This window comes from Pseudomonas sp. L7 (assembly GCF_046605565.1).
Lineage (GTDB): Bacteria > Pseudomonadota > Gammaproteobacteria > Pseudomonadales > Pseudomonadaceae > Aquipseudomonas > Aquipseudomonas wayambapalatensis.
Window position 1 is genome coordinate 3,499,923 of sequence record NZ_CP176784.1, and the last position, 19,272, is coordinate 3,519,194.

At 62.8% G+C, this 19,272-nt stretch carries 20 protein-coding genes; 12 read left to right on the plus strand and 8 right to left on the minus strand.

The window, feature by feature from the left end; all coding sequences use genetic code 11:
• Positions 1–9: 9 nt before the first annotated feature.
• Genes ACK3BK_RS16165 through ACK3BK_RS16175 form a run of 3 tightly spaced genes read right to left on the minus strand, consistent with a single transcriptional unit; the run spans position 10 to position 3,059 of the window.
• Positions 10–1,470: a 2-hydroxymuconic semialdehyde dehydrogenase gene (locus ACK3BK_RS16165; protein ID WP_411382877.1), complete on the minus strand. Its 1,461-nt coding sequence runs from the start codon at positions 1,468–1,470 to the stop codon at positions 10–12.
• A 21-nt stretch (positions 1,471–1,491) separates the two neighbouring features.
• A complete protein-coding gene (locus ACK3BK_RS16170; RefSeq protein ID WP_411382878.1) occupies positions 1,492–2,199 on the minus strand; it encodes a class II aldolase/adducin family protein in 708 nt (235 codons plus the stop codon).
• On the minus strand, positions 2,196–3,059 hold the full coding sequence (locus ACK3BK_RS16175) for a VOC family protein (RefSeq protein ID WP_411382879.1): 864 nt from the start codon (positions 3,057–3,059) through the stop codon (positions 2,196–2,198). The genes ACK3BK_RS16170 and ACK3BK_RS16175 overlap by 4 nt, the downstream gene beginning before the upstream one ends.
• Positions 3,060–3,165: 106 nt before the next feature.
• On the opposite strand from ACK3BK_RS16175, the gene ACK3BK_RS16180 reads away from it, so the two are divergent.
• The 3 genes from ACK3BK_RS16180 (at position 3,166) to ACK3BK_RS16190 (ending at position 6,707) form a co-directional block, all read left to right on the plus strand.
• Positions 3,166–4,065 carry a LysR family transcriptional regulator gene (locus ACK3BK_RS16180; RefSeq protein ID WP_063545475.1) on the plus strand — a complete coding sequence of 300 codons (900 nt, stop codon included), beginning with the start codon at positions 3,166–3,168 and terminating at the stop codon, positions 4,063–4,065.
• 74 nt (positions 4,066–4,139) lie between these two features.
• Positions 4,140–5,834: a P-loop NTPase fold protein gene (locus ACK3BK_RS16185; protein ID WP_411382880.1), complete on the plus strand. Its 1,695-nt coding sequence runs from the start codon at positions 4,140–4,142 to the stop codon at positions 5,832–5,834.
• Positions 5,835–5,927: 93 nt separating this feature from the next.
• Positions 5,928–6,707, plus strand: a complete 780-nt coding sequence (locus ACK3BK_RS16190) for a TSUP family transporter (RefSeq protein ID WP_186668882.1) — start codon at positions 5,928–5,930, stop codon at positions 6,705–6,707.
• Between the two features lie 8 nt (positions 6,708–6,715).
• Here ACK3BK_RS16190 and nudC read toward each other — a convergent pair whose 3' ends face one another.
• Both nudC and ACK3BK_RS16200 read right to left on the minus strand, forming a co-directional pair.
• Positions 6,716–7,546, minus strand: a complete 831-nt coding sequence (gene nudC, locus ACK3BK_RS16195; RefSeq protein ID WP_411382881.1) for an NAD(+) diphosphatase — start codon at positions 7,544–7,546, stop codon at positions 6,716–6,718.
• Positions 7,547–7,582: 36 nt separating this feature from the next.
• On the minus strand, positions 7,583–8,395 hold the full coding sequence (locus ACK3BK_RS16200) for a crotonase/enoyl-CoA hydratase family protein (protein WP_186668879.1): 813 nt from the start codon (positions 8,393–8,395) through the stop codon (positions 7,583–7,585).
• Positions 8,396–8,594: 199 nt separating this feature from the next.
• Between ACK3BK_RS16200 and ACK3BK_RS16205 the strand changes: the two genes are divergently transcribed.
• From ACK3BK_RS16205 to ACK3BK_RS16245, 9 genes are all read left to right on the plus strand, one after another.
• A complete protein-coding gene (locus ACK3BK_RS16205; protein WP_411382882.1) occupies positions 8,595–9,212 on the plus strand; it encodes a dihydrofolate reductase family protein in 618 nt (205 codons plus the stop codon).
• Between the two features lie 77 nt (positions 9,213–9,289).
• Positions 9,290–10,255, plus strand: coding sequence for a ribonuclease Z (locus ACK3BK_RS16210; protein ID WP_411382883.1), 966 nt, complete (start codon positions 9,290–9,292; stop codon positions 10,253–10,255).
• 101 nt (positions 10,256–10,356) lie between these two features.
• A complete protein-coding gene (locus ACK3BK_RS16215) occupies positions 10,357–10,785 on the plus strand; it encodes a DUF2231 domain-containing protein (protein WP_065861821.1) in 429 nt (142 codons plus the stop codon).
• Positions 10,782–12,074: a PQQ-dependent sugar dehydrogenase gene (locus tag ACK3BK_RS16220; RefSeq protein ID WP_186711431.1), complete on the plus strand. Its 1,293-nt coding sequence runs from the start codon at positions 10,782–10,784 to the stop codon at positions 12,072–12,074. Before ACK3BK_RS16215 ends, ACK3BK_RS16220 begins: the two co-directional genes overlap by 4 nt.
• Positions 12,075–12,363: 289 nt before the next feature.
• Entirely contained in the window at positions 12,364–13,716 is a 1,353-nt protein-coding gene (glpT, locus tag ACK3BK_RS16225) for a glycerol-3-phosphate transporter (RefSeq protein WP_186668874.1), read from the plus strand.
• A 467-nt stretch (positions 13,717–14,183) separates the two neighbouring features.
• Entirely contained in the window at positions 14,184–15,512 is a 1,329-nt protein-coding gene (locus tag ACK3BK_RS16230; protein ID WP_411382884.1) for an OprD family porin, read from the plus strand.
• A gap of 402 nt (positions 15,513–15,914) precedes the next feature.
• Positions 15,915–16,472 carry a hypothetical protein gene (locus ACK3BK_RS16235; protein WP_186668870.1) on the plus strand — a complete coding sequence of 186 codons (558 nt, stop codon included), beginning with the start codon at positions 15,915–15,917 and terminating at the stop codon, positions 16,470–16,472.
• Positions 16,448–16,615 carry a hypothetical protein gene (locus ACK3BK_RS16240; RefSeq protein ID WP_411382885.1) on the plus strand — a complete coding sequence of 56 codons (168 nt, stop codon included), beginning with the start codon at positions 16,448–16,450 and terminating at the stop codon, positions 16,613–16,615. Before ACK3BK_RS16235 ends, ACK3BK_RS16240 begins: the two co-directional genes overlap by 25 nt.
• A gap of 159 nt (positions 16,616–16,774) precedes the next feature.
• Entirely contained in the window at positions 16,775–17,305 is a 531-nt protein-coding gene (locus ACK3BK_RS16245) for a PP2C family protein-serine/threonine phosphatase (protein ID WP_411382886.1), read from the plus strand.
• A gap of 221 nt (positions 17,306–17,526) precedes the next feature.
• Here ACK3BK_RS16245 and ACK3BK_RS16250 read toward each other — a convergent pair whose 3' ends face one another.
• The 3 genes from ACK3BK_RS16250 to ACK3BK_RS16260 all read right to left on the minus strand — a co-directional run bounded on the left by ACK3BK_RS16250 (position 17,527) and on the right by ACK3BK_RS16260 (position 19,262).
• Positions 17,527–17,976: a carboxymuconolactone decarboxylase family protein gene (locus ACK3BK_RS16250; RefSeq protein ID WP_012314951.1), complete on the minus strand. Its 450-nt coding sequence runs from the start codon at positions 17,974–17,976 to the stop codon at positions 17,527–17,529.
• A 109-nt stretch (positions 17,977–18,085) separates the two neighbouring features.
• Positions 18,086–18,751, minus strand: a complete 666-nt coding sequence (locus ACK3BK_RS16255) for an FMN-dependent NADH-azoreductase (RefSeq protein ID WP_411382887.1) — start codon at positions 18,749–18,751, stop codon at positions 18,086–18,088.
• A gap of 28 nt (positions 18,752–18,779) precedes the next feature.
• Complete coding sequence (locus tag ACK3BK_RS16260; RefSeq protein ID WP_186668865.1) at positions 18,780–19,262, minus strand: GNAT family N-acetyltransferase; 483 nt, start codon at positions 19,260–19,262, stop codon at positions 18,780–18,782.
• Positions 19,263–19,272 lie beyond the last annotated feature (10 nt).

Genomic DNA, 19,272 nt, shown 5'->3' on the forward strand with positions numbered 1-19,272 from the left:
CTGTGCTCCTCACAGGCGGACGCAGACATTGCGCAGTTCGGTGTAGAACTCCAGCGAGTGCACCCCGCCCTCACGGCCGATGCCCGACTGCTTGGCGCCGCCGAAAGCGGTGCGCAGGTCACGCAGGAACCACGCGTTGATCCAGCAGATGCCGACATCCAGCGCGCTGCCCAGGCGGTGGGCGACCTGCAGGTCGCGGGTCCAGACACTGGCGGCCAGGCCGTAAGGGGTGTCGTTGGCCAGGGCCACGGCCTCTTCCTCGGTGTCGAACGGCGCGATATGGCAGCACGGGCCGAAGATCTCTTCGCGGATCACCGCCGAGGTTTCCGGCAGGCCGGTCCAGATGGTCGGCTCGAACCAGGCGCCTTCGGCCAGGTGCGCCGGCACTTGGGGAATGCCGCCACCGCACACCACGGTGGCGCCATCGGCGACAGCCTGGCGGGCGTACGACAGCACCTTCTCGCGATGGCCGAGGGAGATCAGCGGGCCCATGGTGGTGCCATGGGCGTTCGGATCGCCCACCACGATGCTCGCGGCATGCGCCTTGAACGCCTCGACGAAGCGCTCGAACAATGGCCGCTGCACATAGATGCGCTCAGTCCCCAGGCACACCTGCCCACTGTTCTCGAACACCGCGCGCCCCAGCCCCTTGACCGCTTTTTCAAGGTCGGCGTCGGCGAAGACGATGCCGGCGTTCTTGCCGCCCAGCTCCAGCGACACCGGGCGGATGCCCTTGGCCGCAGCCTTCATGATGACCTCGCCAGTGCCGGTCTCGCCGGTAAAGGTCACGCCATCGACATCCGGGTGCGAAGTCAGGAAGGCCCCCGCCGAATCGGCGCCAAAGCCATGCACCACGTTGTACACACCCGGCGGCACACCAGCCTCGTTCATCACCTCGCCCAGCAGCGTGGCTGTGGCCGGGGTTTCCTCGGACGGCTTGACCACCACGGTGTTGCCGCAGGCCAGGGCCGGGCCGACTTTCCAGGTCATCAGCAGCAGCGGCAGGTTCCACGGGCAGACCACGCCGATCACCCCGCGCGGCGCTCGCACGGCATAGTTGACTGCCTTGCCGCCGTCCGGGGTGTCCATCACGAAGCTTTCGGTCGGTACGTTGCGGATCAGGTCGGCGAACACCTTGAAGTTGGCCGCACCGCGCGGGATGTCGAGATGCCCGGCCAGGTGTGCAGGCTTGCCGGTGTCGGCCACTTCGGCGGCGACGAACTCGGCATGGCGGCGCTCGATGCCCTCGGCGACCTTGTGCAGCAAGGCGGTACGCTGGGCGACCGTCATCGTGCCCCAAGGTCCTTTGAGGGCGGCACGGGCAGCGGCCACGGCGGCATCGACTTCGGCCCGCCCCGCTTCGTGGACGAGGCCGATGACACTGTTGTCGGCAGGGTTGCGGTTTTCGAAGGTGCGGGCACTGGAGACCCACTCGCCATTGATGAAATGGCGAAACGCTTGCGCAGGCATGATCGGTAGTCCTCTGTTTTTTTATTCGAATTCGGTGTCGCTGGCTTCCGGATCGCCGGCAGTGAGGTATTCCCACATCCGCTCGTAGATCCGCCCGCCACGGGTGGCGCGTTGCACACAGGCCTGGGCATCGAGCAACGGGCCGCGCTCGGCCAGGCCTGCGGCCCGCAGTTGCAGTTCGATGCGCGCGGCATCCTCCAGGTACCAGGTCAGGGTCAGGGCCTCGACCAGTGAATCGCCAGCGACGATGGCACCGTTGCCGCGCATGGCCAGGGCCTTGCCTTGGCCGAACAGCTCACCCAAGGCGCTGGCCTGGGCATCGTCACGCAGCAACTGGACGTCGTCCCACAGCGGGATCGACGGCTGGAAGTAACTGCCCATGCCGTGCCGCGGTTGTGGGGTGAGGCCGGCGCAGGACAGCGCCATTACCTGCGCCGGCATGCTGCGGATCACTGCGCCCAGGTCGGCGCGGCGGCGGTAGAGCTGCTGGTGGATACGCACCTCGCCCAGCACGCCGTCCGGCAGCGGCCCATGGACCGGTACCACGGTGCCCGGCTCACCCACCCCGATCAGGCCCATCGGGCGCGCTGCACAGACCAGAAAGTGCTCGGCGTCCAGGCGCAGGCTGCAATGCCCGTAGGCATGCGCCAGCCCGGCGCGACCCAGGGCGCGGGCTGCCATGCGCACCTGGCGTTGCTGCGCCTCGCTGGCGAGCGGCGCGCGACTCATGACTTGAACTCCGGAATATCGGGTTTCGAACCCCAGGCGCAGTACGACGACGATACGCCGGGGAACTGCCGTGGCTGGTGGCTGGAGTCGTCTTCGGCACTGATGTGGCTGACCCCGGTGGAATACTCGTAGGTCATGCCGTCTGGCCCTTCGAAGTACAGGAACACCGCACCCGAGGTCGGATGCCGACCCGGGCCGAAGAGGATCTTGATGTTGCGCTCGCGCAGGAAGTAGTAGGCGCGCATCACGTCGTCGATGCTCTCGACCTGATGGTTGATGTGCTGCACCCCGGCGTGGCTGGAGGGGAACAGCGCGATCTTGTGGTGCACCTCGTCGATACGCAGCAGGGGCGCCTCGCCGATGCGGTCACTGACCCGGGCGTTGGCCAGGCGCGTCCAGAAATCCTCGTCGCGACGGGCGTCGGTGGTGCGCAGGCCGATATGGCTGAAACCGGTGATGCCGGCGTCGCGGCTGGGGAAGTAGCGGCTGCCGCTGGCATGGGGGCGCAGCACCAGTTCGATGTTGTTGCCGCTGGGGTCCTTGAAGCGGATCAGCTCGTTGACATGGCGCACCTCGGCGTCTTCACGCGAGCCATGCACCACCTTGAAGGCATTGCGCTCGAGCAGCACGGCAGCGTGCTCCAGCTCGTCGCTGCTGGTGACCTCGAAGGCGGTGGTGGTTTCACGCGGGTCGCCCTCGTAGTAGCACAGGGTGTGATCGCGGCTGTCGGAGCGAAAATACACCGCACCGTTGGCCTCGCGGGCCACCTGCAAACCGAGGATCTGCGTCGCGTAGCGGCGTGCGTCGTCCAGGTTGGCGGTCCCCAGGCGCACGTAGCGGATATCGTGCAGGTTGATCATGGGTGGAGTCCCTTGGTTTTATTTTTGTCTGGACTCATCCTCGCAACCGGCGCTTAATCGCAGAAGCTAATTCTCTTTATTCGCACTATTTGATTTGGTTATAGAGATGCGCACCGACCTCAATCTGCTACGCGTCCTGCTGGCCGTCTACGAAACCGGCAACGTCACCGCTGCGGCGAAACAGCTGGGCATCAGCCAGCCCGCCGCCAGCGCCGCCCTCGCCCGTCTGCGCCATTCGCTGCAGGATCCGCTGTTCATCCGCTCCGGTGCCGGCATGGAGGCCACGCCACGAGCCCAGGGCATCATCGAGCGCACCCGCGAAGTCATCGAAATCATCGACCGTGACATCCTCAGCAGCCCGACCTTCGACCCCGCCACCGCCGAAGACGAGTTCGTGTTCTGCCTGAGCGAGATCGGCGAGGTGGTGTTCCTGCCGCCGTTGTTCCAGAAGCTGCGCCAGCTCGCGCCACGCATTCGCCTGCGTACGCTCAGCCTGGCGCCCGATGCGCTCACCGACAGCCTGCATGACGGCAAGGTCGATGCCGTGCTGGGTTACTTCCCCGACCTGACGGCCCCCAACATCTACCAGCAACGGCTGTTCTCCCACGACCTCACCTGCATGCTGCGCCGCGGCCACCCACTGGCCCGCGAGCGCCTGGCGCTCGAGGATTTCGCCCGCATGGAGCACCTGCAGGTGCGCGACGGCAGCCGCCGCCAGGAGATGTTCGAAGCGCACCTGAACGAAGCGGGGATCAAGCGCAACATCGTGCTCGAGACCTCGCACTACATGAGCGTGCCCTCGATCATCGAGCAGTCCGACCTGGTGGTGGTGTTGCCGCGCACCGTGGCCAACCTGTACCTGGATACCGTGAACGTGCAGATCGTCGAGCCGCCGGTAGAGATCCCCTGCTACGACCTCAAGCAGTTCTGGCACGCACGCTTCCAGCAGGCGCCACGCAGTGTGTGGTTGCGCCGGGTGATCAGCGAGTTGTTTGCGCAGGGCTAGAAACGAAAGACCTGGATACAGGGCCCTCTTCACGGCCCCTGAATCGTCGTTCATACGTCATATAGGAAGACACCATGCAAGCGCTGGAAAAGCACCTTGATAACCTTGTACACCGCCAGCTCGACGTCGCCGTTTTGAAAGGTGACTGGGGGGTAGGGAAAACGCATTTCTTCAACACCTACGTTGCCAAGCTGGACAGTACGCCGGGGGCGGCAGGGACACTGAACGCCTACTGTTATATCTCGCTGTTTGGCGTCAACTCCATAGAGCAGGTAAAGACAAAACTGCACCAAAGCACCCGGTTCTATACCCAACCACACGCACAGCCTGGTGACTTTCGAGAGCAGTTCGTGCACAAGACCCATGCACTGGTCAAGCGCTCAAAACAACGCCTGCTCAACTACAACGATCAGCTGAAGAACGCCCCGATACTGAACCGTGCCGCAAAAGCGATCGACAGCGCCAGCAACGCGGCAATCAGCAACTACCTGATCTGCATTGATGACCTGGAGCGCAAAGGCAAGGATCTGAAGATCAAGGAGATCATGGGTTTCATCGATGAACTCCGCACGCAAAGAAAATGCGCGATCCTGATCATCCTCAACGAGGATACACTCGAGGACGCGGACATCCGGGAATACAATAACTACCGCGAAAAAGTCATTGACGCCGAATTTCTCTACGACCCCTCACCCGCCGAAAACTTCGGAAAAGTCTTCGATGAGGCGGACTTTGGATTTGCCGACGCCCAAGCGCTGTCCTGTGCCTTGGAGATCAAGAATATCCGCATTCTGGAGAAAGTCTGGCAGACGCTGGAGAATCACCGAGACCTCATTGAACGTAGCCGCGAGTCGGTCATCCGTGAGTTCGTCCATTGCGCGGTACTCATGACATGGGCTTATTTCTCTGCCGGTGCAGAGGAGGAAGAAGCCGCCCTGAAGAAGCGCCTGCTCCACGCTCCATTGAGTGACGCATTGAAACTCAAGGAGGGTGAAACCTACACCCGGCATCACAAGTTGTTGAATTTCGCGAAAAACAAACTGCTGATAATGGATTCGAAATTTCACAACCCCTTGGCGCGTTATTTGATCCAGGGCTACCCCGACACCGACGCACTCGAGGCGCTATTGTGTGATGAAGAAAAAAACACACGGGCCCGGGATGCCGAGAGGCTGTGGCGAGAAACTTGGGAGCACTATACAAACTCGCTCAGCGACAATTATGAGCAGATCAGAAACAACTTAGTGATTTTGCTCGATTCTGAGTACTTCACCGCCTATAACCTTTCTCATTTCATGAGGGCTATCGAATTTCTTGAGGACATGGGAGAAACCGTAGAGCCGTGGGTGCAGGGTTTTATCGAGCGGCATGAGGAGTTGATCGCACGAGGTGATTTCGATGCCTGGAAGAACACGAAAAATGCCACATTGGCGGCGGCCATACAGGCCCCACGGCTTAAGGAAGCCATTCCCCTCGAACTGACAGACACACTGAAAATGTTGGCAATCAGCGGGTATTGGAGCGCAGCCCAGCTTCAGTTCCTGGCGTCGCACACCGCCGATGATTTCTACAACTGGATGAAATCCGACCCCAAGGACCCTCTCACGCTCATCAACAAGGGGCTGTTAGGGCTCAAAGCAATGGGCGCCGATGAGGAGGACGCACATAAGGTTTCGCAGATCCTTGAGCGCACGAACGCTGCTCTGGATCGTCTCACCGCCGACTCTGAGATCAACAAGAAACGGATACCCGAGCTCTACCCACGCTAGCGACTCTGGCAAGGGCGCGCCCCGAGGACTACCATGTGCAGCCTCTGGCGCGACCTTTTGCCGCGCCCTCGCCTGCAGCCTGAATGCCGTCCCATGCCCTTCGAACTCACCGTAGAACCGCTTACCCTGCTGATCCTCGCCGCAGTGGCCTTCGTCGCCGGTTTCATCGATGCCATTGCCGGTGGTGGTGGCCTGCTCACCACCCCCGCCCTGCTCACCGCCGGCATGCCGCCGCACCTGGTGCTGGGCACCAACAAGCTCAGCTCGACCTTCGGCTCGGCCACCGCCGGGTTCACCTACTACCGGCGCAAGTTGTTCCACCCGGCCCAGTGGCGCCTGGCGATCGTCGGCACCTTGAGCGGCGCGCTGATCGGCGCGGTGATCGCCCACTACATGCCCGCCGAATGGTTGAACAAGATGCTGCCGGTGATCGTCTTCGCCTGTGGCCTGTACCTGCTGTTCGGCGGCACCCCCAAGGCGCCGCTGGATGCCGATGCACCGATCAGGAAAAAATGGCAGTTCCCCCAGGGTTTCAGCCTAGGTTTCTACGACGGCGTGGCAGGCCCCGGCACGGGTGCGTTCTGGACGGTAAGCACGCTGCTGCTCTACCCCATCGACCTGGTACGTGCCAGTGGTGTGGCGCGCAGCATGAACTTCGTCAGCAACATCGCGGCGCTGACGGTGTTCGTGATTTCCGGGCAAGTGGACTATATCGTCGGCCTGGCCATGGGCGTGTCGGTGATGATCGGCGCGTTCTTCGGCGCCCGCACCGCGATCAGCGGCGGCAGCAAGTTCATTCGCCCGGTGTTCATCACCGTGGTGCTGGCGCTGACCGTGCGCCTGGCCTGGCAGCATTGGTTCGGCCAGGCCTGAGGGCTGAGTCAGGTCGGCAGCACCGGCTCCGCCAACCCCAGCCGCCGCGCCACGTACAGGTCGATCAGGTAACGGGCGATGGAGCGTCCGGCGGGCAATGGCGGCAGGTCGTGTACGCTGAACCACTGGGCATCCTCGATCTCGTCAGGCTGCATGACGATCTCGCCGCCCGCGTACTCGGCGTGGAAGCCCAGCATCATCGAATGCGGGAACGGCCAGCACTGGCTGCCCACGTACTGGATGTTCTTGACCTGCACCGCCACTTCCTCGCGCACTTCGCGCACCAGGCAATCCTCAGCCGACTCGCCCGGTTCGGCAAAGCCGGCCAGGGTGCTGTACACCCCGGTGACGAAGCGCGGTGAACGCGCCAGCAGGATTTCGTCGCCACGGGTCACCAGCACGATCATGCTGGGCGAGATGCGCGGGTAGCTGCGCAGGTCGCAGGCCTGGCAGTACATCGCCCGCTCCCAGCGGATCTGCGTCATCGGCCGGCCGCAACTGCCGCAGAAACGATGCTCGCGCGCCCAGGTGCCGATCTGTGCGGCATAACCCAGCAGCTTGTAGGTGTCGAAGTCGCCTTCGAGCATGAACTGGCGCAGGCCGCGCCAGCTCATGCCCGGCAGTTCGCTGGCAGTGCGCAGCTCCAGGAGGAACACCGGCTCGCCGTCGAAATGACCGATACCGTGCTCGCAGAGCACGTCCAGCTCCTGGCGCTTGAGCCAGTCACGCGGGAACAACGCACCGTTGTCATCCACCAGGAACCCCGCAGGGCTGCGCGCGACGGCCAGGCCGCCAGCGGTCTGCGGGTCGAGTACTGCGGTAGTCCAGCGTGCTGACATGTTCGGCTCTCTTCAGGCGCGTGCGCCGTCAGGAGGTCAGTCGGCGAACGTCGGTTTCTGTTTGTTCATATGGGCCGCCACCGCGACCCGCAGGTCTTCTGACTGCAGCATGGCAGCGTTCCAGGTGGCAATGTACTGCAGGCCATCGTCGATACGATGGTCGCGCATGTAGCTGATCATTTCCTTGGTGCCGGCCACGGCGATGGGCGATTTTCCTGCAATTTCCCGGGCGATGGCAAAGACTCCGTCGAGCAATGCCGCCTGGTCGTCATAGACCCGGTTGACCAGGCCGATGCGCAACGCCTCGTTGGCATCGATCATACGCCCGGTGTAGGCCAGCTCACGCATCATGCCGTCGCCGATGATACGTGGCAAACGTTGCAGGGTGCCGACATCGGCGGCCATGCCCATGTCGATTTCCTTGATCGAGAACTGCGCATCGGCGCTGCAATAGCGCATGTCGCAGGCCGACACCAGGTCGATGGCACCGCCGATGCAATAGCCCTGGATCGCCGCCAGCACCGGCTTGCGGCACTTGTCGACGGCCGTGAACGAGCTTTGCAGACGCAGGATGGTACGGCGCAGCAGGCGCGCATTGCGGCCGGCGTCCTTGCCCATCTGGCCGGCCAGCGAGGCCAGCATCATCAGGTCGATCCCCGAGGAAAAATGCTTGCCCGCGCCACTGACAACCACCGCACGCACCGCCTCGGTGTCGTCGACCCACTGGAAGATCTCTACGATTTCCTCCCAGAAGGCAGCGTTCATCGCGTTGATTTTTTCCGGGCGATTGATCTGCACATGGGCGATGTTGTCGGTCAGTTCGACCTTGAACGCGGTGTACTCGGTCACGGGCGGCACTCCTGTGGGGAAAGGGTTCACGCGCCGGACTATAACGCACCTGCAAGGCGATGCTTGTGCCAAAGGCGGGACTGATTGCCAGTGGTAAAGAACAGGCTGTCGATTCGCGCCCTGCCCGTTCGACCAATGTTCAGGCACCGCAGTGACCTATTCTTCCACTGCCCCGAACACCCCTCGCGAGGACATACCCATGCGCACACTCATCGTTGCCGCGTTCGTCAGCCTGGACGGCGTCATGCAAGCCCCCGGCGGCCCGCAGGAAGACACCAGCCAAGGCTTCGGTTTCGGCGGCTGGCTCGTACCCTACGCCGACGAAACCTTTGGCCATGTCATGCAAGCGCTGTTCAGCCAGCCTTTCGAGTTGCTGCTGGGGCGGCGGACCTACGACATCTTTGCCGGCTACTGGCCCAAGGTCGGCGCGGATTCGGACAACGCGCCCATGGCCGAGCTGTTCAACAAGGTGCCCAAGCACGTCGCCACCCATCAACCCGACACCCTCGACTGGCAAAACAGCCGCGCCTTGGGCGCTGACGTGATCCAGGCCGTGCGCGCGCTCAAGCAGCAGGACGGCCCGGCACTGCTCACCCAAGGCAGCGCCGAACTGGTGCAGCAACTGTTGGCAGCCGGATTGGTGGACGAGCTGCGCCTTTTGATCAACCCGGTGATGCTCGGGCACGGCAAACGGCTGTTCGCAGACAACGCGCAACCGGCGGCCTTGAGCCTGGTCGAGTCCTTGAGCTCGCCACGCGGGGTACTGCTCGCCCATTACCGGCGCAGTGGCGAGGTGCAGACAGGTAGCTTTGCCTGACACGCTGCCTACCGCGAGTTGTGCCCACAGGCGTGTCGCGCCTTAGAATAGGCCGACACTCTCTGGAAGCATTTCACATGGACCTGCTGTTTCTGGGCACCAGCGCCGGGGCGCCTACCAAGGCGCGCAATGTCAGCGCCACGGCCGTCATCGACACCAGCGGCAGCGGCTGGTATCTGGTCGATTGCGGCGAGGCCACCCAGCACCAGCTCCTGCACACGCCGTTGTCGGTCCGCGACCTTCGCGCGATCTTCATCACCCACGTGCATGGCGACCACTGCTTCGGTCTGCCCGGTCTGCTGGCCAGCGCCGGTATGTCCGGGCGCAGCAAGCCACTCGAGCTGATCCTGCCAACTGTCCTGCACGACTGGGTGCGCCAGAGCCTTTCGGTCAGCGACACCTACCTGCCCTTCGAACTGCGCCTGCACGCTGCCGAAACCTTCGGCAACTGGAGCAACGCCAGCCTGCAGGTCAATGCGGTCGAGCTGTCCCACCGAGTGCCGAGCCGTGGTTATGTGTTCACCGAGATCAATCCCGAGCCGCGCCTGGACATCCCGCGCCTGGAGGCAGACGGCATCCGGCGCGGTCCGCTGTGGGGCGAACTGGCCAAGGGCATTGCCGTGGTTCACCAGGGCCGCCAGCTCGATCCACGGCACTACCTGCGCGCCTCCCGGCCAGCGCGACGGGTCATCGTCTGTGGCGACAACGATCGCCCCGAGCTGTTGGCAGAAGTTGCCAAGGGCGCGGATGTACTGGTGCACGAAGCGACCTTCACCCAGCCACTGATCGAGCGCACCGGCATCAGCTTCGGACACAGCAGTGCCGAGGCGGTGGCGAAATTCGCCCAATCGGCTGGGGTCAAGAACCTGGTGTTGACTCACTTCAGCGCCCGTTACCAGGGCGATCCACGGCGCAGCCCGTGCATCGATGATCTCCACGCCGAAGCCCAGGCCCACTACGACGGCAGCTTGATTCTGGCGCGCGATCTTCAGCGCTATCACCTGGACCGGAACGGGGACTTGCTGCACGAACCAAATACTTGAGCGCGAAATTGCACTGAACCAACCGACCTGCGGCGTGATCCTTCCCTAGGCGCAGCCAGCGTAAACGCGCTGGCTTTCATCGCCAACGACAAGGAGCCGCCATGACCACGACCGTCCACGACCCCTACCGGTGCACGCCCGGGCCGCTGCATGCGACCCTGCTGGCCGGCACCGTGCCGCTGTTTCTCGGGGCATTGATCAGTGACATCGCCTACTACCAGACCTTCCAGATCCAGTGGAGCAACTTCGCCGCCTGGCTGATCGCCGGAGGGCTGCTGTTCTGCGGCCTGGCCGTGCTGTTCGCACTGGCCAACCTGGTGCGCGCCGAGCGCAAGGCCGGTCGCCCGGTGCTGTACGTGCTGCTGTTGGTGGTGACCTGGCTGCTGGGGCTGGTCAACGCCTTCGAACATGCCAAGGACGCCTGGGCGGTCATGCCCTCGGGGCTGGTGCTGTCGGTGATCGTCAGCGTGCTGGCCTGCATCGCCACCTGGGTCGGCCTGACCAACCTGCGCTCGGGAGGTGCCGCATGAAGACGCCTCTTGCCCTGTCGATCCTGAGCATGAGCCTGCTGCTGGCCGCCTGCGGTGGTGACGGCGATGCCACCCAGGCCCGCGGCCCCGACCCGAAACTTCCGGCCCCCGAACGTGGCCTGCTGCCGAGCATGAAGATCGCCGAACCGGCACTGTGGGGCGAGCAGAAACCCAAGGTGCCGGACGGCTACAGCATCACGGCCATCGCTACCGACCTGAAGATCCCGCGCCAGACCCTGATCCTGCCCAACGGCGACATCATCGTGGCAGAAGGCCGTGGCGGCAATGCCGCCAAGCTCAAGCCCAAGGATGTGATCGCCAGCCAGATCAAGGCCAAGGGCAACACCCAGGTCAAAAGCGGCAACCGCCTCACGCTGCTGCGCGATGCCGATGGCGACGGCCGCTACGAAGTGCAGACAGTGTTCGCCGACAACCTCAACGCCCCTTACGGCCTGGCGTTTGCCGATGGCAAGCTGTACGTGGCCAACCAGGATGCCCTGGTGCGCTTCGATTACCAGGACGGCCAGACCAAGGCCGATGGCCCGCCGACCACGCTTACCGAGCTGCCCTCGGCGATCAACCACCATTGGACCAAGGCGCTGACCATCAGCCCGGACGGTCGCTACCTGTATGTGGGCATCGGCTCGAACAGCAACATCACCGAGCGCGGCATGGAAGTGGAGATCGACCGCGCGATGGTCTGGCAGATCGACGCCCAGACCGGCGCGCACAAGCCCTACGCCACCGGCCTGCGCAACCCGACGGCGCTGACCATCCAGCCTGATTCGGGGCAACTGTGGGCGGTGGTCAACGAACGTGACGAGTTGGGGCCGGACCTGGTGCCCGACTACCTGACCTCGGTGCGCGAAGGCGCCTTCTACGGATGGCCCTGGAGCTACTGGGGGCAGAACGTCGATACCCGCGCGCAACCGCAGAATCCGGAGAAAGTCGCCGCCGCGATCAAGCCGGACTACAGCCTGGGTTCGCACGTCGCCGCACTGGGCGTGGATTTCTCTCTGCCGGCGATGGGCGAAAAGTTCGCCAACGGTGTATTCGTGGGCGAGCACGGCAGCTGGAACCGACCCAATCCTGTCGGCTACAAGGTGATCTTCGTGCCGTTCAGCAATGGCAAGCCAGCGGGTGAGCCAATCGACTTCGCTACCGGTTTTCGGGGTGAGGATGGCAAGACCCGCGGCCGCCCGGTGGGGGTGACAGTGGATCCGAAAGGCGCGCTGATCATCGCCGACGACCTGGCCAATACCGTGTGGCGGGTGACGCGTAATCAGTGATGCGCTAAATCAAGGCCAGCCCGCCCCCAAAGGGGGATGGCTGGCCTTGATGTTTTGAATCGCACCCGCCATGGCCCGAAACCGCCAAGCCTACCCCGCCCAGCACCACCACCGATGCCTCCAGCAAACGCAGCGACATCGCCACCCCAACAGCCAGACCCCGCCCCTGATCACGATCTGACGGAACGTTCGCAAAGCAACACTCCAGCCTCTGAAAGCGATATTTTTTTCTGTAACGAAAATGTAATATTCGCTTTCGCAGATAAAACAACAACGTTGGAGTACCCCGATGTTTGCCTTCTTCCGCCCCGCCGTGCACCGGGCGCCGCTGCCCGCTGAACAGGTCGACAGTACCTATCGCCGCCTGCGCTGGCAGATCTTCGCCGGCATCTTCTTCGGTTATGCAGGCTATTACCTGCTGCGCAAGAACTTCTCCCTGGCCATGCCTTACCTGATCGACGAGGAAGGCTACACCCGCGGTCAGCTCGGCCTGGCCATCTCGGCCATCGCCATTGCCTACGGCCTGTCCAAGTTCCTCATGGGCCTGGTGTCCGACCGCTCCAACCCCCGTTACTTCCTGCCTTTCGGCCTGCTGGTGTCGGCAGCGGTGATGTTCGTGTTCGGATTCGCACACTGGGCCACCTCCAGCGTCACCATCATGTTCATCCTGCTGTTCATCAACGGCTGGGCCCAGGGCATGGGCTGGCCGCCGAGCGGGCGGACCATGGTGCATTGGTGGTCGCAGAAAGAGCGCGGCGGCGTGGTGTCGGTGTGGAACGTGGCACATAACGTGGGTGGCGGCCTGATTGGCCCGCTGTTCATCCTCGGCCTGGGCTGGACCAACGACTGGCATGCCGCCTTCTATGTACCGGCCGCCGTGGCCGTGCTGGTGGCCGTATTCGCCTTCGTTACCATGCGCGACACCCCGCAATCGGTGGGCCTGCCGCCGATCGAGGAATACAAGAACGACTACCCCGAAGGCTACGACGCCAGCCACGAACAGGAATTCAGCGCCAAGCAGATCTTCGTCAAGTACGTGCTGCGCAACAAGATGCTCTGGTACATCGCCCTGGCCAACGTCTTCGTCTACCTGCTGCGCTACGGCGTGCTCGACTGGGCGCCGACCTACCTCAAGGAAGCCAAGCACTTCACCGTCGACAAGACCTCCTGGGCCTACTTCTTCTACGAGTGGGCAGGCATCCCCGGCACCCTGCTGTGCGGCTGGATGTCGGACAAGATCTTCCGTGGCAACCGCGGCCTGACCGGCATCGTGTTCATGGCCCTGGTCACCGTCGCCACCCTGGTGTACTGGCTCAACCCACCGGGCAACCCCACTGTCGACATGATCGCGCTGTTCTCCATCGGCTTCCTGATCTACGGCCCGGTGATGCTGATCGGCCTGCAGGCGCTGGAACTGGCGCCGAAGAAAGCCGCCGGCACCGCTGCCGGGTTCACCGGTTTGTTCGGCTACCTGGGCGGCTCGGTCGCAGCCAGTGCCGCGATGGGCTTCACCGTCGACCACTTCGGCTGGGACGGCGGCTTCGTGCTGCTGGTCGGTGCCTGCCTGCTGTCGATCGCCTTCCTGCTGCCGACACTGCGCCACACCCAGGTTGCCAGCAGCCGGCGCGAAGCGGTGGCGTGATCAACTGATATAACGCCTGCGGCAAACAACAAGGCCGGTGACATTTTTTGTCACCGGCCTTGTTGTTTCAGCGCCAGGAAAGTTGCCCCCTGCCCTTCCAGGCGCACTGAAATCAATGCGCGAAAAGATGGCTCTTCGCCACAGATCATTAAATACCAGGCATAAAAAAGCCGCCTGAGATCAGGCGGCAAACAACCAAAGGGCGATAAAGTGGAGCCCACCCAGGAGGTGCTCTAGCACGGGGGATGTCCTGAGTGCACGAATACTTTATCGGGGCCGACTTTAACCCCTTGGCCACTCGATACTGCAATCAAAAACCGTGATTTCGATTATCAACGAAACGAAATGGCATGCGCGGCGCGGCATTTGTTACTAGTAGCCCGGCATCAATACCGGCTGCACCCTTACAACAATTACATTCCTTTATTCAGACACCTGCCTCAACAATTCCAACCAAGGGGTATGACATGTCGCCATTGCGACTCTCCATGCTGAGCGCGGCGCTACTGTGCGCGCCGTTGCAAGCCGCGTTCGCCGAAGCCGTTTCGAGCCAGTCCGAAGCCAAGGGATTCTTCGAAGGCAGCGAGCTGAACGCACGCCTGCGCAACTACTACTTCAACCGTGATGGCAAGTCGCAAGGCCCGGATCGCCGCGACTGGACCCAAGGCTTCATCCTCAACTACAGCTCCGGCTTCACCCAGGGCACCGTGGGCTTTGGCGTCGAAGCGTTCGGCCACCTGGCAGTCAAGCTCGACGGCGGCAAGGGCACCTCCGGCACCGGCAACCTGCCCGTCAGGGACAACGGCGCCCCCGAAGACGACTATGGCCGCGCCGGGGGCGCATTGAAGCTGCGTATCTCCAAGACCGAACTGCGCTGGGGCGACCTGCAACCCACCGCGCCGGTGTTCGCTGCCGGCGGTACACGGCTGCTGCCGCAAACGGCCACTGGCTTCAACCTGCTCAGCAGCGAGATCAAGGGGCTGGACCTGGAGGCGGGCCACTTCACTGGTGGCAACGGCCCGGTCACCACCAATGGCGACCATGGCCTGTGGGCCTCCTACGCCAACATCCAGGCCGACAGCATCGACTACATAGGCGGCAAATACGCGGTCAACGACGCCCTGTCGGTGTCGCTGTATGGCTCCAAGCTGCAGGACATCTGGCGCCAGTACTACGGCAACGCCAACTACATCCTGGCGCTGGCCGACGACCAGTCGCTGAACTTCGACTTCAACCTCTACCGCACCAACGACGATGGCCGCGCCGACGCCGGCTCGATCAACAACACCACCTGGTCGTTCTCCACCGCGTACAACTTCCTCTCGGCGCACACCATCACCCTGGCCTACCAGAAAGTGCACGGCGACACCCCGTTCGACTACGTCGCCTTCGGCATCAACGGCCCGGGAGACACCGGTGACGGAATCTTCCTGGCCAACTCCATCCAGTACTCGGACTTCAACGGCCCGGAGGAAAAGTCATGGCAGGTGCGCTACGACCTGGACATGAACACCTTCGGCGTGCCGGGGTTGAGCTTCATGGCCCGCTACGTCAACGGCCATGGCATCGACGGCAGCAAGATGGCCGCGGACAGCAAGTACCTGGGCTATGGCTATGGCGAGGATGGCAAGCATCATGAGACCAACCTCGAAGCCAAGTACGTGGTGCAGTCCGGCCCGGCCAAGGACCTGTCGGTGCGCCTGCGCGAGGCGATCCACCGGGGCAATGCCGACCAGGCCGAAGGGGATGTCAACGAGTTCCGGGTGATCGTCGACTACCCGCTGTCGATTCTCTGATCGCGACGTCAGTGCCGGCCCTATCGCGGGACAAGCCCGCTCCCACAGGAACTCCGCTGGTTTCAAGATCGGCGGAGTTCCTGTGGGAGCGGGCTTGTCCCGCGATAGGGCCAGCAAGGCCAACGAATAACCCGCGCGCCCATGACGAAAACACCCGCCGCCGCCGTTTTATTCCATGATTTCATTCAATTCATCCCCTTGAAATACATAGAAAAAATTGACGTTCATCGCACCCCGTGAATCGGTAGCCTGCGCTCATCCCGGGGTTACCCCTTCCGTACACACGATGACCGAACCGTGAACAGAACCGCGCTCCTCCCCCTCCTGGCTGGCCTGCTCCAACTCTCGCCTCTGCTCGCCGCCCCGGCAGAGATCGGAGTGATAAGCGCAGCGGAAAAGCCCGTGCAACTGTTGCGTGCCACGAGCGTCTACCAAGCCAACGCCGGCACCCGCCTGCAGAGTGCCGACTACCTCGAAGCCGGCAGCACAGGCGTGCTCATCGACCAACTGGCCGGCACACGCATTGCCCTTGGCCCGCACACCCGTCTGTATCTGGAACACACGGGCAACACCACCCATCTCAACCTGCTGCAAGGCTGGCTCAAGCTGCAACCGTTGACTGGCGTACCCCAAGGCAGTGCACCGCGACGTGAAGCCCGCCAACGCCAGCTCCGCCCGCAGCTCGAATCTTTGCTGTCGCAACAGATCGGCCCCCTGGCGCGCCTGCTGGTCAAGCGCAGCCTGGCCAGCGCCGACGACTTCGCCAGCCTGCGCAGCGCCCTGCTACCGCACATTCCCTCCGAGCGTGGCCGCGAACAGTTCGTCGCCGCCACCGAAGCGCTGCTGGCCACGACCGAAACCCCGCCGCAAGACGACAGCCTGCCCCACCAGACAGATACGACAGACACCCAGCCCCCGAGCTGGACCCCGCTTTCGTGCAGGCCAGCGAAACGCGCCTGACCTACCTGATCGGCCCGATCGCCCGCATCGTCATGCGCCGCGCCCTGCCCCACGCCAGCACCCGCCAGGCGCTGTTGCAGGCCCTGGCCGAACACATCCCCGACGCCGCCCAACGCAGCGCCTTTCTCGAGGAGCAGCCATGAGCGCGCCACAAAACCACATGGCCACCGCGCCCTGCCTGCTGCGCGGCGGCATCGCCTTCGGTCACAGCGACACCGGCCCGGTGCGCCAGCACAACGAAGACCACTTCCTGATCGACCCACGCCTCCAGCGACCCCGACGCCACCTGCCAGGTGCCCTCGATGCAGGCCCTGGGCGCGCTGCACGAGGCGCTCGAAGCGGTCAACACCCGCTTGTACGCGCACAACCACACCCGTCAGCTCAGCGAGGGGCGCGGCATGGGCACCACCCTCACCGGCATCTGGCGCCCCCAGGCCGGCGGGCCGTTGTTGGCGTTTCATGTGGGTGACAGTCGCCTGTATCGCTATCGCCACGGTGAGCTGGAGCAGTTGAGTCGCGACCAGACCTGGTACCAGCAGGCGCTGGATGCCGGGCATTTCGATCGGCTGCCGGCGCGCAACGTGCTGTTGCAGGCGATCGGACCAGCGCCGCGGGTGGAGCCGCAGGTGTGGGTGCAGGCGGTGCAGGCGGAGGACTTGCTGATGCTGTGCAGTGATGGGGTTCATGGGTGTGTGCCACATCATGAGATGGCGCGTGTGCTGGAGGGCGCCGGGCGGGAGAGTCTGGAGGGGAGTAGTCAGCGGTTGATTCGGTTGGCGGCGGAGTATGGCGGGCGGGATAACGCTACGGTGGTGTTGGTGAAGTTTGAGTGAGAGATGGTAGGGGCTGGCCTCACAGGATTGCTGGCATTTTCGAAAATGGTGCGTTACCTGGGGCCGAGTTGGGCCCCCAAGGCTTTTCATTAGCGAACGACCGTATCCGAGCCATAGCGGTCGTTCGGAAAGGGCAGCAATTGGCCTGAAGCAGACGGTACGCGATACAAGCGATGTGCCGTCTCCGAAGTACTACCTCTCCAGGCCGAGTCACTAGGTCATCAAGCCCTAGCCGCAGGTTTGAGTCGGAAGCTGACGCCCATACGGTTGAACGCATTCATCGCGGCAATGGCCGCTGTCAGGTCAACAAGATCCTTTTCTGCAAACATCGCCGATGCGGCTGCATAAGCTTCGTCGGATACCTGTGTCTCGCTTACCCTGGTGACTTCTTCCGCCCAAGCCAGTGCTGAGCGCTCCTGATCCGAGAACAAATATTGCGCTTCATGCCATACCGGCACTAACAGCACCTTGTCCACTGACATACCTGCTTTGATCAGATCGCGTGAGTGAAGATCAATGCAATGAGCGCAGCCGTTGATTTGAGACACCCTGAGAAACACGAGGTGGATCAGCGAGGCTGGCAAATTTGTCGCGGTGGTCACGAAATGATGCAGGCCGCCGAGGGCCTTAGCTGCACCAGGCGAAGCTTCAAACCAATTGAGACGATTCATGATTTTTTCCTTTGTATGAGCGATGAAGAGCGTGGCCGCTTGTTCGCATACGGCCCAGTTGAGATGCAAACCTAAGCGCTTGGAGTAGATGTCGGCCTTGAAGCGGACTTTAGGCTTGACCTACTCGACAGCTATGCCTACCAAAGAACGCCTGCACATCACCGTACCCTGTTGCCCTTCCAGTACTCAGTGACTCCCCCCCCTTGGCGGTACCCTCAACGGTGAAATAATGCACCTGAGTGAGACCAATGGTGGCGAGGACGGCCGACAGGTAGGGGCGCAGAAAGTCCGGTTGACGGGCCTGTGGACCGCTGATGTGGCCCCCGCTAGCGATTGCGACGTAGACCGGACGATCCGTCAGCTTTCCGACTTTACCTTTGGCGGTGCCAACAAAGGTTTTACCCACGCGTACCACCTGGTCGATCCACATCTTGAGTGGGGCGGGCACGCTGTAGTTGTGCATCGGCGTGGCAATCAGCAGTACGTCGCATGCTTGCAGTTGGTCGATCAATTCGTTGGAACGGCTCAACGTACTGTCCCGCCCGCTTACCGCGACTATGCGCTGATTGGCTAATGCCTGGGCGTAAGGCGCATCGACGGGTGCCAAGGCGTTGAGATCTAGATCGGTCAACTGGATACCCCTTCTGCCGGCCACGGTGGCCAAGCCAAACAGGATCTGCTGGGACAGCTTCAGACTTTCCGAATGGTTTGCGTTGGGGCTGGCGACCAGGCGAAGAACGCGCAAAGGAGCAAGTAGCGGTCGGGACGATGTCATGATGTTTGCCTCCTTGGATGTGTGCGGGTTATGGCGTATCGAACTGTTTTTGAAAGCGCATTGCCCCAGTCAACAGGCCTTCACGGAAGTAGAAACGTTGCGCTCGGGCGTTGGCCAAACCTGTGTCGAGCACCAGGCGCGCACAGCCGCTGGCGCGGGCCAGTCGCTCCAAGGCTTGCAACAAGCGCGCCCCCCACTGGCCACCCCGATGAGCCTCGGCGGTGACAAGGTCATCGACATACAGGAATGCGCCGTAGACCAGGTTTTCCTGTAGGCGGTAACCAGCCAATGCCACAAGGACGCCTGAGTCATACGCGCCAATGAGGTGATAGCCTTCAACACGCATACGCTCGATGCGGCTGGTGAAGTCGGCTTCGCTGGTCAGATGAGGGCGCAATTGCTGCATTACCGGGAATGCGCCGCACAGGTCATGGATGTTGTCCAGGGGACGCAGGGCCGTGTCGGCCAGGTCGAGCACGCTGGGTATGAAGTTGGTCAACGTAGATGTCATGGGATTGGCC